Source organism: Ferrovibrio sp. (assembly GCF_041906005.1).
In the GTDB taxonomy this organism is placed as follows: domain Bacteria; phylum Pseudomonadota; class Alphaproteobacteria; order Ferrovibrionales; family Ferrovibrionaceae; genus Ferrovibrio.
In genome coordinates, this window is the sequence record NZ_JAYRJY010000001.1 from 1,279,964 (window position 1) to 1,292,521 (window position 12,558).

Sequence of the window (12,558 nt, forward strand, 5' to 3'; positions counted from 1 at the left end):
CCGACTTGAGAACGATGCCATGCCCCTCGATATCGTGCAGATTCCCGTGCTGAACGACAATTACGTCTACCTCGCCCATGATCCGGCGACGGGCGCCACCGGCGTGGTCGATCCCGCCGTGCATGAGCCGGTGCTGGCCGAACTGCGCAAACGCGGCTGGACACTCACGCATATCCTCAACACCCACCATCATCCCGATCATGTGGGCGGCAACCTGGCGCTGAAAGAGGCCACCGGTTGCCAGATCGTGGGCCCGCAGGCCGATGCCGACCGCATTCCGGGTATCGACGTGGCGCTGAAGGACGGCGAGACCTGGCGCCTGGGCAAGGAGGAAGCCCGCATCTTCGACGTGCCCGGCCACACGAAGGGCCATATCGCCTTCTGGTTCGCCAACTCGAATGCCCTGTTCTGCGGCGACACGCTGTTCTCGCTGGGTTGCGGCCGGCTGTTCGAGGGCACGCCTTCGCAGATGTGGGCGTCGCTGAGCAAGCTCGGCGCCCTGCCCGACGACACGCGTGTTTACTGCGCCCATGAATATACGGAATCGAATGCGCGCTTTGCCGTCACCGTCGAGCCGGACAATGCGGTGCTGACCGCGCGGTATGCCGCGATCAGGGCGGCGCGGGCCAAGGGTGAGCCGACCGTGCCGTCGCTGCTGGGAGAGGAGAAAGCCACCAACCCCTTCCTGCGGCCGATGAGCGCAAACCTGCGCGCGACCTTGGGGCTGGCAGATGCCGACGACGTGGCGGTGTTCGCCGAGACGCGCAGGAGGAAGGACAGCTTCAGGGGTTGATGGCGACGTAGACCGGCGTCAGCTCGGCATAGGTAGCATCGCGCAATTCGCCGATCATGGCCCAGAGCCGCTCGGCGAAATCGTGGTTGGCGGCATGAAAGGCACGGCCAAGCGGCACGTGGAAATCCTCGATCAGCACCGGCGGCATCACCTTTTCGATACGGGCCGCGGCCTGCGTGTCGGCCTGCATGGTCACCTGGCGGTCGCCGATGATGTCGAGCGACACCACGGCATCGACGCGCTCCAGCGCCAGCATGGCAAACATCTGGCCGCTGCTTTCGATGCGGATGATCTCGATGCCCTGGGCCTGCAAGGCATCGGCCACCAGCTGGGTGCTGCTGACGGCGAGCGGCGTGGTGAGGCCGCCCAGGCGCCGGCCATCCCAGGTGATGGCGCTGCCCTGCCGGCGATAGAGCGAATGGGCCAGGCGGGCGGCGTAGCGCGCGGCATCGGGCTGGCCGTCGCGCATGGGGAAAACCAGATCGCGGGCGCGCTCGGCGGAATAGCGGAAGCCAAGGATGCCGTCCTGCCGGCCGGCCTTCACTTCCTGAATCATGCGCCGCGCCGGCATGCGGGTGAGATGCAACCGGCCGCCAAGGCGCCCGACCGCGCGCTGCACCAGTTCAACGGCAATGCCGGGCCGCGCCGGAATGGCGGGACCGATGCCGGAAAGATAGGGGCTGGCATCCTGCTCGATATAGGCCAGCCGCAGCTCGGCCGCGCGGGCGGACGAAAACAAGGCAGGCAACAATAGACCCAGCAGAACCAGGCCAGTGATGGCGAGCGGACGAATCATTATCGCCCAGTCTAGCCACGGAAACCGGATCACGGAATACGATAGTAATGCAAGTGGCGCTTTCATACGTCATGGCCGGACTTGATCCGGCCATCCACGTCTTGCCGATGAAATCGTGGATACCCGGGTCAAGCCCGGGTATGACGATGCATGTGTCGTTCTTCAGAGCGGCCGGCGCGCCTTCAGCGCGGCGCCCAGGGTGCCGTCGTCGAGGTAATCGAGTTCGCCGCCGACCGGCACGCCATGGGCGAGCCGCGAAATGGCAACGCCCGTATTCTGCAGGCGGTCGGTGATGTAATGCGCCGTGGTCTGGCCTTCCACCGTGGCGTTGGTGGCGATGATGACCTCGCGGATCTTCCGCTCGCCTGCCTGCCCAGCCTGCACACGGGCGATCAGGCTGTCGACATTGAGATCGCTGGGCCCCACGCCATCCAGCGCCGAGAGCGTGCCGCCCAGCACATGATAGCGACCGCGGAACACACCGGCACGTTCCAGCGCCCACAGATCGGCCACGCTTTCCACCACGCAGATCAGGCCGGCATCGCGGCGGTCGTCGGTGCAGATGGCGCAGGGATCGCGGGTGTCGAGGTTGCCGCAGACGGAACAGGCATGCACGCTGTCGCCCACCTCGCGCAAGGAGGCCGCCAGCGGATTGAGCAGGGCGTCTTTTTTCTTGAGCAGATGCAGGGCGGCGCGACGCGCCGAACGCGGGCCCAGGCCGGGCAGGCGCGCCAGCAGCTGGATCAGCCGCTCGATCTCGGGACCAGCCATGAGAGAAAACTCAGAATGGCAGCTTCATGCCCGGCGGCAGCGGCAGGCCGGCGGTGAGCTTCTGCATCTCGTCGGCCATTTCGCGGTCGGCGCGGGCCTTGGCATCGGCATGGGCCGCCTTGATCAGGTCTTCCAGCACCTCGACCTCGGCCTGCACCAGCAGCGAGGGATCGATCTTCACGCCGCGCAGTTCGCTTTTGCCATTCAGCGTGACGACCACCATGCCGCCGCCGGCCGAACCCTGCACCTCGCGCTGCTCCAGCTCGGCCTGCATTTCCTGCATGCGCTGCTGCATCTGCTGGGCCTGTTTCAGCATGTTGCCGAGATTCTTCATGGCGAACTCCTATCTCAATCCAGCTCGTCGAGCGGATCGATATCGTCGGTGACATACCCGTCGCCGGCCTCCTCCGCTTCCGAAGCCTCGGGCTCGGGCGGCGCGGCCTGACGCACGGCATCCAGCACGGCGCCGGGGAAAGCGGTGAGCACGGCCTGCACCAGCGGATGCGCCTGCACATGGGCGCGGCGGCGGGATTCCTCGGCCTGCTCCTGCTCGGCCAAAGTCGGCTCGCCCGGCAGCTTGCTTAAACTCACCACCCAACGCTGGCCGGTCCAGGTTTTCAGCTTCTCGATCAGGCGGCCGGGCAGGTCGTGATGCGCGCCGGGTTCGAGCCGCAGTTCGATGCGGCCGGCCTCGAAACTGACCGGATGCACGTCGTTGTAGAGTTCAGCCGCGAGGATGCCTTCGCGCATGTCCTTGGCGAGTTGCACCAGCGCGGGGAAGCTGGTCGGCATGGTGGCGAGTGCGACGGTTTCGCCCGGCTGCGGTGCGGGCGAGACAGCAGCCCGCGGCTGCGCGGCGACGGCGGTTGCGGTGGCGCCCGCACCATTCCCGCCACCACCGCCCAGCGGCGCACGCGGACCGCCGGGCGCAACGCCGGGGCCACCCTTCTCTTTCCATTCCTTGGCCAGATCGGCCGGACTGGGCAGATCGGCAGCATAAGCGAAGCGTACCAGCACCATCTCGGCCGCTGCCAGCGGCACCGGGGCGTAGCGCACCTCGGCCAGGCCCTTCAGCAGCATCTGCCACGAGCGCGCCAGCACCGGCATGCCCAGCTTGGCGGCGAGTTCCTTGCCGCGCTGGCGCTGGCTTTCGGGCAGGGTGACATCGTCGGGCGAGCCGCCGATCACCTTCACGCGCGTCAGCCAGTGGGTGAGATCGAGCAGATCCTGCATCACGACAGCGGGATCGGCGCCGAGATTGTACTGCGCCTGCAGGTTATCCAGCGCCTCGGCCAGTTTGCCGTGCAGCAGCAGGTCGAGCAGCGCGAAGACCTGGCCGCGATCGGCTAGCCCCAGCATGTCGCGCACCAGCTCGGCATTCACGCTGCCCGCGCCATGGGCAATCGCCTGGTCGAGCAATGAGAGGCCGTCGCGCACCGAGCCTTCGGCGGCGCGCGAAATCAGCGTCAGCGCATCCTCGTCGATCTGCGCGTTTTCGGCTTCGGCGATGCGCTTGAAATGTCCGTTCAGCACGGCGATCTCGACGCGCTTGAGATCGAAACGCTGGCAGCGCGACAGCACCGTGACCGGCACCTTGCGGATTTCGGTGGTGGCGAAGACGAATTTCACGTGCGGCGGCGGCTCTTCCAGCGTCTTGAGCAGGCCGTTGAAGGCCGCCGTGGAGAGCATGTGCACTTCGTCGATGATGTAGATCTTGTAGCGCGCCATCGAGGGGGCGTAGCGCACCGCCTCGATGATCTCGCGGATATCATTGATGCCGGTGCGCGAGGCGGCGTCCATCTCGAACACGTCGGGATGCCGGTCCTCGGCGATGGCCTTGCAGTTGTCGCAGACGCCGCAGGGCGAAATGGTCGGGCCGCCCTGGCCGTCGGGGCCGGTGCAGTTCAGGGCGCGGGCGATGATGCGGGCGGTGGTGGTCTTGCCCACGCCGCGCACGCCGGTGAGGATGAAGGCCTGGGCGATGCGGCCGGTGGCGATGGCATTGGTGAGCGTGCGGACCAGCGCATCCTGGCCGATCATCTCGGCGAAATTGCTGGGGCGGTATTTGCGCGCAAGCACGCGATAGGGCGCCGGCTGACTCATTCGCTCACAGGCTCATTCGATCACAGGCCCTTTGATTCGATGGGCTGCGCCCGGGCAGCAAGCGCCGGACCTAGGCAAGGATGCGGTGGGAGGCTGACAACGACCCGAGCGGAAACTCGTTACGGCTGCTTCCTTCCGGACCTGACCGGGTTGGCGAGGCGCCCGTCCGCCACCAACCTCCCGGGCCTTATATCCGTTATTAGGCCATGGTTTTCAATGGGTAGCCCGATAGGATTCCCCCGTCTCAGTCCCGGCCAATTCCACACCTGTCCGGCAATAGACGCGCCGCGCCGGATATGCCAGCGTTTCGGCATGCTTACCGCCCCCAAACCGACCAAAACCTCGTCCCGGCCGATCGGCTTTTCCGGCTCGAATCTGGACCGCGCCGGCAATCCGCGCCGCAACCCCGAATGGCTGGGCGAAAAACGCCGCCGGCCCGACAGCCGCTTCCTGCCTTTGCGCGAGTTGAAAGCCCTAGTGGACATCACGGCGAAACCGGCGCGCATCGCCTGGCTGGACACCGCCTGGGCCGATGCCCATGCCGGCCTGCCCTGCCTGTTCCTCGGCCTGGACGATGCCGGCATCGCCCATTTCGCCGTCGATTGCGATGCCGATGAGAGCACCGCCGCCCTGCATGGCGAGGCCATCAAGTTCATCGACGTGCGCTCCATCGCGCCGATGCTGCCGCCCGAGGAGGCCGCGATCCTGGCGCAGGCGCGCAGCCTGACCGACTGGCACCAGCGCCATCGTTTCTGCGCCCAGTGCGGCAGCCCCACGCAGATGGCGGAAGCCGGCTACAGCCGGCATTGCACGAATGAGGCCTGCAAGGCGCAGCATTTCCCGCGCACCGATCCGGTGGTGATCATGCTGGCCGTGCGCCGCGACGAGACAACCGGCGAGGACATGGTGCTGCTCGGCCGGCAGTCGCGCTTTCCGCCCGGCATGTATTCGGCGCTCGCCGGCTTCATGGAGCCGGGCGAAACCATCGAGGAAGCCGTGCGCCGCGAGATTCTGGAGGAATCCGGGATCCAGACCGGCGATGTGCGGTATATCGCCTGCCAGCCCTGGCCGTTTCCCTCCTCGCTGATGATCGGCTGCATCGCCGAGGCGACCAGCAGCGAGATCACCGTGGACCCCACCGAACTGGAAGAGGCGCGCTGGTTCAGCCGCGACGAGGTGGAGGAGATGCGGGTGAAATCCACCGACATGGAAGCCTCGCCCCGCCTCTCGCCGCCGCTGGCGCTGGCGCATCAACTGGCCCGCCGTTGGTTAGCCGGAGCCTGAACGGCTCGGGTCGGGTGGCTGGCGGGGGCGTGACGCGTCAGCTCTCGAGCAGCCGCCGCACGTTATCCCTGATGAAGGCCGCGTCCGGCGGATTCTGCACCGGGTTGCCGGCGCGGTGGCCCCAGATGCTGGGGATCGCTTTCAGTTCGGCCTTTGCCAAATGCGGCAGCTCGGCCTCGTTGTCGGCGACGCGGAAATACAGGTCGGTGGCGCCAGGCATGAGCAGCACCTTTGCCCGGATCGCCTTGAGCGCTGCCTTCAGGTCGCCGCCATAATACAGGCTGCTGATATCGCCAGCCTCCCAGGTGCGCAATTGCGCATAGAGATCGGCGGCATCGCGGCGGGCATAACGTTCTTCCCAGTCGGTGCGCAGGAAGGTTTCCAGATCGGGCGCCTTCAATGCCGACAGATGCAGGTCTGCGCGGTAGAAATCCTGCGACAGCGCCCAACTGGCATAGATGCGGCCGAAGGCGCGGATCGCGGCCCGAGGCGGCGCGCTGAACCGGCCATGGCCAACATGCTCCGGCGCGGCCTCCAGTGTCGCCATCAGGCTTTTCAGGAACACCCGGTTATGGGTGGCGGTGCGCGCGCTGCCGCAATTCACGACAATGCGCGACACGGCATCGGGAAAATCGGCGGCCCAGTGATAGGCCTGCTGTGCGCCCATCGACCAGCCATAGACGCCATGCAGCTTTTCGACGCCGAACTGCTCTTTCAGCAAGCGGCGCTGCGCCGCCACGTTGTCATGTGCCGTGACCAGATGCGGGTAATCCGGCGTGTTCGAGGGACTGGAGGACAAACCGTTGCCGAACATGTCGGGGATGACGATGAACCAGCGCGTCGGATCGAGAACGCCATCGGGGCCGATCAGCCATTCCAGATCGGGGTGCTGCGCCGAATAGCTGGTGGGATAGAGCACCACATTGTCGCGCGCCGCATTCAGCGTGCCGTGGCTTTTCCAGGTGATGAAGGCCTCTTTGATCGTCTCGCCCGACTGGGTTTTGACATCGCCAAGCGCGAAGCGGCCGGATTGCATGAGCCAGGTCATGTCCGCAGCATCCCCAGCAGTTTGCGTGCCGCCGCCGCCGGCGTGATCTTGCCCTGGGCCACGGCTTTCTGCTGGCGCGGCAGTTCCGCGGCGATTGCCGGGTCGCGGCGCAGCCATTCCAGCAGGCCGTCCTGCAATTCGCGCAGCAGCCAGTGTTCGGCCTGGCGGCGGCGCTGGGCCTGGAGCGCGCCGGTTTTGTCCAGCGCCTTGCGATATTCGCCAATGATGCGCCAGACATCCGCAATACCTTCGTTCAGCAGGGCCGAGACCATCTGCACTTCGGGTTTCCATTCGGCATGGCGCGGGCGCATGAGCTGCAGGGCCATGCGATAATCGGCCGCCGCCAGCCGCGCCTTGGGCAGCAGCTCGCCATCGGCCTTGTTGATGATCACCAGATCGGCCAGTTCCATGATGCCGCGCTTGATGCCCTGCAGGTCGTCGCCGCCGGCCGGCGCCAGCAGCAGCAGGAACATGTCGACCATCTCGGCCACGGTGGTTTCCGACTGGCCGACGCCCACGGTTTCCACCAGCACCACGTCGAAGCCCGCCGCCTCCACCAGCAGCATCGCCTCGCGCGTGCGCCGCGCCACCCCGCCCAGCGATCCGCCCGAGGGCGAGGGCCGAATGAAGGCGTTGGGTTCGCGGCCGAGCTGTTCCATGCGGGTCTTGTCGCCCAGGATGGAGCCGCCCGAGAGCGAGGAGGACGGATCGACCGCCAGCACGGCGACCTTGAGATTCTGCCCGGTGAGGAACAGGCCGAAGCGTTCGATAAAACTGGACTTGCCCACGCCGGGCGTGCCGGAAATGCCGATGCGGATCGCGCCGTTTTTCTTGCCGGCCGCACTCTGGCCCGTGTGGGGCAATATGGCCTGCAGCAGGGTATCGGCGGCGGCCTGGTCCTGCGGGTGGCTCGATTCCACCAGCGTGATGGCACGGGCCAGCGCCCGGCGGTCGCCGGTCAGCAGGCGTTCGGCCAGTTGGGCAGGATCGGCGGCGCGGCGGCCGGCATGCAGCGTGGGCGACATGGCGCGACCTTAGCCAAGCCCCGCCCGCCGCGCCACCAACAGATGGGCGCCACCGGCAGATCGCAGCCGAATCGCCCTACTCCCGCCGGCCGCCTACCAGGGCCGGATGTTGAACAGGGCGGTGAGCTTCTGCTTGAGCTGCAGCGAGGAAAACGGCTTGGCGATATAGGCATCCACCCGGTGCTCGCGCGCCTGCAGCACGAATTCCTTGCCGGCATTGCTGGTGAGCATGAGGAACTTGGTGCGCACGCCGAGCTGGCGGATTTCTTTCAGCAGGTCGAGGCCGGTGACCTCGGGCATGTTCCAGTCCGAGACGATCAGGTCGTAGTGCCCTTTCACCTCCTTGATCATCTCCAGGGCCTTGGCGCCGTTATTCGCAGTCTCAAGCTTTTCGACGCCGTATTGCCGCAGCATCATCTGGGTCATGCGCTGCGAATAGATATCGTCCTCGACCAGCAGTACCCACAGATCCTTGAAATCGGTCATTCCGTCCTGCCCCCTGAATCCAGTGCGGCATCCAGCATGCCGCGCTGTTCGCGCAGCCAGACGCAGCCCTGCTCCAGCGCGTCGTTCAACTGCATCAGCAATGCGGCATCCACAGCGCCCAGCGAGCCCGCCGCTTCGATCTGCCGCGCCAGAGCCAGCACGCGGTTGAGCCCCAGGCTGCCGGACGGGCCGCGCAGGGTATGGGCCTGCCGCGCCAAGCGCGGCCAGTCGCCCGCCTGCATCGATGCCGCCAGTTCACGCCGCACATCGCCCAGCATGGCGAAGAACAGGTCGATCAGTTCGGCCAGGCCCTTGCGGCCCACACCATCGACCAGCATCTGCAACGCGGCCGGATCGTGATCGGCAGCCCGCGCGACCTCATCGGCCCCGGCAGCGATGCCGGCCCCCGTTTCGGCAAGGCCGAGCGCGCGGCGCATGGCGAGGTCGAGCGCATCGGGATTCACCGGCTTGGCCACGAAGCCGTCCATGCCGGCTTCCAGGCAGCGCCGCATGCCATCGGGCCCGATGCTGGAGGTGACGGCGATGATCTTCACCTTGCCATGGGGTGGCGGCAGGGCGCGGATGGCGCGCGTGGCGGCGATGCCATCCATCTCGGGCATATGCAGGTCGGTGAGGATCAGGTCGAAATCCTGCGTGGCGGCCAGATCGAGCGCGGCGCGGCCGGTTTCGGCGAAGATCACATCATGGGCGCCGGCATCGCTGCGCGTCGCCAGCAGGCCGCCCAGCACCTTGCGGTTCACCGCGTTATCCTCGGCCACCAGGATGCGCAGGCGCGGCAGCGGCGGGCGCGACGCCATGAGGGAGTCCCGCGCAATAGGCGCATGGCCTTCGCGCAATGGCAGACGCAGCCAGAACACGCTGCCCTCGCCCGGCTTGCTGTCCACGCCGATCTCGCCGCCCATCGCCTCGACCAGGGCGCGGCAGATCGCCAGCCCCAGCCCGGTGCCGCCGAAACGCCGCGTAATGGAGGAATCGGCCTGGGCGAAGCGGGCAAACAGTTTGCCGGCCTGCTCGGGCGCGATGCCGATGCCGGTATCCTGCACCCTGATGCGCAGCCGGTCGCCTTCGCAATCGGCGCTCACCGTGACACCGCCCCGTTCGGTGAATTTGATCGCATTGGAAATCAGGTTCAGCAGCACCTGCCGCAGGCGGCCGGGATCGCCGCGCAGATAGGGCGGCAGGTCGGGCGCGATCTCGTGGCGCAGGCGCAGGCCCTTTTCGGCGGCGCGCGGCGCAAGCAGGGCGATTGCGGCCTGCATCTGGACGGCGAGATCGTAGTCGATATCCTCCAGGTCGATGCGGCCGGCCTCGAGCTTGGAGAAATCGAGGATGTCATTGAGGATGGCGAGCAACGCCTCGCCCGATTGCAGCGCCGTGGCCGCCAGGCCGCGCTGTTCGTCATCCAGCTTCGTGTTCAGCAGCAAGCGCGTGAGCCCCAGCACGCCGTTCATCGGCGTGCGGATTTCGTGGCTCATCATGGCAAGGAAATCCGATTTCGCCTTTGTGGCCGCCTCGGCCTCGATGCGGGCGGCCTGCAACGCGGCCCTGGAGATGGTGCGCGCGCGCAACGATGCGATGGCAGAACGCGTCATCAGCAGCACGGCGAAGATCAGACACAGGAAATACAGCAGCATCTGTTCCTGGCGCGGCACATCGAAGGGCGGCACCAGATCGGCCAGGTGGCAGACCAGCAGCACGACGAAATTCAGGGCCGCCATCGCCGCCACCCAGGCGACCACGCGGCCGTTGCTGGTGAGCATGGTGAGCGCCAGGCCCAGCACGGAAAACAGCGCGAAGCTGGACGCCAGACCACCGGTGCCCAGCGTGAGCACGGTATTGCCCAGGCCGCCGTTCAACGCCATCAGGCCGATGGCCAATGCAATGTTGCCCGTGAAGCGGATCAGCAGCGCGCCAGCCAATGGCCCGCCGATCATCGAGACGAAACCCGCCACCTCCCACAGATTCAGGCCGGAGCGGATCAGCAGATAGGGCGGGATCAGCAGCAGCGCGGCGGCGACCGACAGCGTGAGCTGCAGATTGCTGCGATAGCGGTGCAGCTTGCGCGGATCGCCCTCGCGCAACACGGCCGGCGGCACGAAGGCGTCGATGATGCGGGCGAACAGGCGTCGCGATCCGCGCGGCGATTCCATATTCTGGGATGGCGTGTTTGGGGAGCGCGCGTCCTGCGAGCGCGCTTTCGGGCCGGTCTGCGTGGCGGCGACAGGCTCGGCCAGCATGTTCACGCGGTTCACCCGTTTGATTGTTTCCCCGGCGGCAGCCTAGCAAAGCTCGCCCGCCTCACCAAGAATTTACAACTTTCACGAGCGGGGCGACGGTTTCACCCCAAACGCAACCCAAAACCCGATTGACAGCGACTCCCCGGGATTCGTATTCCGGTAAGGCCATGGCGAATCGGAATGAATCCCTGTTTCCGGCCGATCCCCTGCCCGATCCCCTGCGCCGTCTGGAGCAGGCACGGGCGGATCTGTCGCGCATCGCGCGGCGAGGAGAGGACCGGGTCGAGGCAACCGCTGCCACCGAGACCGCCAGGGCAGAAGCGCCGCCGCAGGTCGATCCCGCCGCCATCGCCGCGCGCATCGACCTGATGCGGGCCCGCTTTGCCAAGGCGCGCGGGGATGCGATCTCGGCTTTGCTGTTCCTGGGCGATGCCCAGCGCGATTGCGATGCCCTGCTGGAAGCCTGCGAAACAGCGCAGTGGCAGATGATGGCCACCGGCGTGGACCTGCTGAGCGACTGCCTGCGGCGCGCCCTGCCGTCTGAGGAGCGCCACCTGAATCTGGTCGGCCTGCTGATCGACGCGCTCTATGCCCTGCGGCGGGCCGAGAGCCGGCCGGACATGAGCCGCGCTGGCGAGGATCTGCTGCGCGGCCTGCGCCTGGCCGTTTTGCGCGAATTGCAGCCCCTGAACGTCTGAAGCTGAAAGCCGACATCCGGCTGCCGGAACCGTCCGGCCACGGCGCATACCCGCGTAACAGCGGTCTTTCTGCAAATACAGGTCTGGAAATTGGCAAAACCAGACTAAAGTATAAGGCATGCGCCACACCGTTTCGCTTGCGACCGGATTCCTGCTGGCCCTGCCGATTGCCGCCGGCTGCTCGCTTGCGGCCTCGGCGGACAATCCCGAGCCGCTGCGCAGCGCCGAGCTGGGATTCGGCGTCTATGCCCTGGGCGCCAAGGGCGTCGAATTCACGGTCATGGCGGAGCGGAAGGCGGAGACGCTGGAAATGGCGACCGCCATGCGCACCGCCGGCATGCTGGACTGGGCGATGAGCTTCACCATGACCGGCCAGGCCGCGGCGCGCTTTGAAGGCGACGGCCTGCGCCCCCTGCGCTATGACATCCAGAGCGACGGCAGCTGGTCGAAGCGCATGACGCGCATGCGCTGGGGCGAGGACGGCCTGCCGGTGGCGGAAGTGAGCCCGCCCAATGACGAGGACGACCGCGACGAGGTGCCCGATCACCTGAAGATCGGCACCGTCGATCCCACCACGGCGATTTTCGCCCGCGCCCTGCGCGAGAATGCCGAGCCGCCCTGCACCGACAGCGATGCCGTCTATGACGGACGGCGACGCTATAACCTGCATTATGCGCCGATCGGGCCCGACATGGTGCAGCCGCATAACCGCACCGCCTATAGCGGCCCGGCCTTCAAATGCGTGATCCGCAGCGAGCCGATTGCCGGCTATGATCGTAAATTCCTGGCGAGCTGGAGCGAGAAGGACCAGCAGCCGACCTATATCTGGCTGGTGCAGCCGCCGGGCTTTGCCGTGTGGCTGCCGGTGAAGCTGGAAGGCGGTTTCCGGCTTGGCGCCGCCAATGGCTGGATCAGCAGGGCGACGCTGAACGGCCGGGAATGGCTGGCGCCGCTGGGTTTCATCCGCGCCGAAATCCCCCAATCTCCCGTACCCTGAACGATCGCCTGGGCAGGGCCACGCCAGGCCCCGCTGGCCCCGAGGCGCTCGGCCTGCCTGTGCAAAAACCCGGACCCGGCACTGATGCCGATGGTCGACCCTATAAGGCATTGATATAGATATAAAAATATCAAACCCGCCATCCTCGGGCTTGACCTTGGGGTCCTTGCCACCCTTCCCGTGGCCGCGACAGCAGGGAATGGATCCCCCGCACAAGGCCGGGGATGACGCCTGGGGGAGATGGTCAGAGTTGACTTCTGCCCGCCAAACCGCTTTATTCCGCGCGCTTTCCGACTTTT

At 66.6% G+C, this 12,558-nt stretch carries 12 protein-coding genes and 1 other RNA gene; 4 read left to right on the forward strand and 9 right to left on the reverse strand.

Going from position 1 to position 12,558, the window contains the following annotated elements:
- The first annotated feature begins 19 nt into the window (after positions 1-19).
- Entirely contained in the window at positions 20-793 is a 774-nt protein-coding gene (gloB, locus tag ACE3OO_RS06045; RefSeq protein ID WP_374300794.1) for a hydroxyacylglutathione hydrolase, read from the forward strand.
- On the opposite strand, the gene ACE3OO_RS06050 is transcribed toward gloB, so the two are convergent.
- The 5 genes from ACE3OO_RS06050 to ffs form a co-directional block, all read right to left on the reverse strand.
- Positions 783-1,589: a substrate-binding periplasmic protein gene (locus tag ACE3OO_RS06050; protein ID WP_374300796.1), complete on the reverse strand. Its 807-nt coding sequence runs from the start codon at positions 1,587-1,589 to the stop codon at positions 783-785. The two genes, gloB and ACE3OO_RS06050, sit on opposite strands and share 11 nt — an antisense overlap.
- 162 nt (positions 1,590-1,751) lie before the next feature.
- Positions 1,752-2,360, reverse strand: coding sequence for a recombination mediator RecR (gene recR, locus ACE3OO_RS06055; RefSeq protein ID WP_374300798.1), 609 nt, complete (start codon positions 2,358-2,360; stop codon positions 1,752-1,754).
- A gap of 10 nt (positions 2,361-2,370) precedes the next feature.
- Positions 2,371-2,694: a YbaB/EbfC family nucleoid-associated protein gene (locus ACE3OO_RS06060; RefSeq protein ID WP_374300800.1), complete on the reverse strand. Its 324-nt coding sequence runs from the start codon at positions 2,692-2,694 to the stop codon at positions 2,371-2,373.
- Between the two features lie 14 nt (positions 2,695-2,708).
- Positions 2,709-4,463 carry a DNA polymerase III subunit gamma/tau gene (locus ACE3OO_RS06065; protein ID WP_374300802.1) on the reverse strand — a complete coding sequence of 585 codons (1,755 nt, stop codon included), beginning with the start codon at positions 4,461-4,463 and terminating at the stop codon, positions 2,709-2,711.
- An 85-nt stretch (positions 4,464-4,548) separates the two neighbouring features.
- Positions 4,549-4,644: signal recognition particle sRNA small type (ffs, locus tag ACE3OO_RS06070), an RNA gene on the reverse strand.
- A gap of 131 nt (positions 4,645-4,775) precedes the next feature.
- Here ffs and nudC point away from each other — a divergent pair.
- Positions 4,776-5,747 (forward strand): NAD(+) diphosphatase, encoded by a 972-nt coding sequence (nudC, locus tag ACE3OO_RS06075; protein ID WP_374300804.1) that lies wholly within the window; start codon positions 4,776-4,778, stop codon positions 5,745-5,747.
- A 37-nt stretch (positions 5,748-5,784) separates the two neighbouring features.
- On the opposite strand, the gene ACE3OO_RS06080 is transcribed toward nudC, so the two are convergent.
- The 4 genes from ACE3OO_RS06080 to ACE3OO_RS06095 all read right to left on the reverse strand — a co-directional run bounded on the left by ACE3OO_RS06080 (position 5,785) and on the right by ACE3OO_RS06095 (position 10,579).
- Positions 5,785-6,795 (reverse strand): alpha/beta fold hydrolase, encoded by a 1,011-nt coding sequence (locus tag ACE3OO_RS06080; RefSeq protein ID WP_374300806.1) that lies wholly within the window; start codon positions 6,793-6,795, stop codon positions 5,785-5,787.
- Positions 6,792-7,820, reverse strand: a complete 1,029-nt coding sequence (gene meaB / locus ACE3OO_RS06085; RefSeq protein ID WP_374300808.1) for a methylmalonyl Co-A mutase-associated GTPase MeaB — start codon at positions 7,818-7,820, stop codon at positions 6,792-6,794. Before meaB ends, ACE3OO_RS06080 begins: the two co-directional genes overlap by 4 nt.
- 93 nt (positions 7,821-7,913) lie before the next feature.
- Complete coding sequence (locus ACE3OO_RS06090) at positions 7,914-8,306, reverse strand: response regulator (protein ID WP_374300810.1); 393 nt, start codon at positions 8,304-8,306, stop codon at positions 7,914-7,916.
- Entirely contained in the window at positions 8,303-10,579 is a 2,277-nt protein-coding gene (locus tag ACE3OO_RS06095; protein ID WP_374300812.1) for an ATP-binding protein, read from the reverse strand. The genes ACE3OO_RS06090 and ACE3OO_RS06095 overlap by 4 nt, the downstream gene beginning before the upstream one ends.
- A 152-nt stretch (positions 10,580-10,731) precedes the next feature.
- On the opposite strand from ACE3OO_RS06095, the gene ACE3OO_RS06100 reads away from it, so the two are divergent.
- Together ACE3OO_RS06100 and ACE3OO_RS06105 are read left to right on the forward strand one after the other, a co-directional pair.
- Entirely contained in the window at positions 10,732-11,262 is a 531-nt protein-coding gene (locus ACE3OO_RS06100; RefSeq protein ID WP_374300814.1) for a hypothetical protein, read from the forward strand.
- Between the two features lie 118 nt (positions 11,263-11,380).
- Positions 11,381-12,259: a DUF3108 domain-containing protein gene (locus ACE3OO_RS06105; RefSeq protein ID WP_374300816.1), complete on the forward strand. Its 879-nt coding sequence runs from the start codon at positions 11,381-11,383 to the stop codon at positions 12,257-12,259.
- The last annotated feature ends 299 nt before the right edge of the window (positions 12,260-12,558 follow it).

Excerpts from the sequence above, each read along its gene's own strand:
- gloB (WP_374300794.1), top strand. The coding sequence starts at position 20 with ATGCCCCTCGATATCGTGCAGATTCCCGTGCTGAACGACAATTACGTC.
- ACE3OO_RS06050 (WP_374300796.1), bottom strand. The coding sequence starts at position 1,589 with ATGATTCGTCCGCTCGCCATCACTGGCCTGGTTCTGCTGGGTCTATTG.
- recR (WP_374300798.1), bottom strand. The coding sequence starts at position 2,360 with ATGGCTGGTCCCGAGATCGAGCGGCTGATCCAGCTGCTGGCGCGCCTG.
- ACE3OO_RS06060 (WP_374300800.1), bottom strand. The coding sequence starts at position 2,694 with ATGAAGAATCTCGGCAACATGCTGAAACAGGCCCAGCAGATGCAGCAG.
- ACE3OO_RS06065 (WP_374300802.1), bottom strand. The coding sequence starts at position 4,463 with ATGAGTCAGCCGGCGCCCTATCGCGTGCTTGCGCGCAAATACCGCCCC.
- nudC (WP_374300804.1), top strand. The coding sequence starts at position 4,776 with ATGCTTACCGCCCCCAAACCGACCAAAACCTCGTCCCGGCCGATCGGC.
- ACE3OO_RS06080 (WP_374300806.1), bottom strand. The coding sequence starts at position 6,795 with ATGACCTGGCTCATGCAATCCGGCCGCTTCGCGCTTGGCGATGTCAAA.
- meaB (WP_374300808.1), bottom strand. The coding sequence starts at position 7,820 with ATGTCGCCCACGCTGCATGCCGGCCGCCGCGCCGCCGATCCTGCCCAA.
- ACE3OO_RS06090 (WP_374300810.1), bottom strand. The coding sequence starts at position 8,306 with ATGACCGATTTCAAGGATCTGTGGGTACTGCTGGTCGAGGACGATATC.
- ACE3OO_RS06100 (WP_374300814.1), top strand. The coding sequence starts at position 10,732 with ATGGCGAATCGGAATGAATCCCTGTTTCCGGCCGATCCCCTGCCCGAT.
- ACE3OO_RS06105 (WP_374300816.1), top strand. The coding sequence starts at position 11,381 with ATGCGCCACACCGTTTCGCTTGCGACCGGATTCCTGCTGGCCCTGCCG.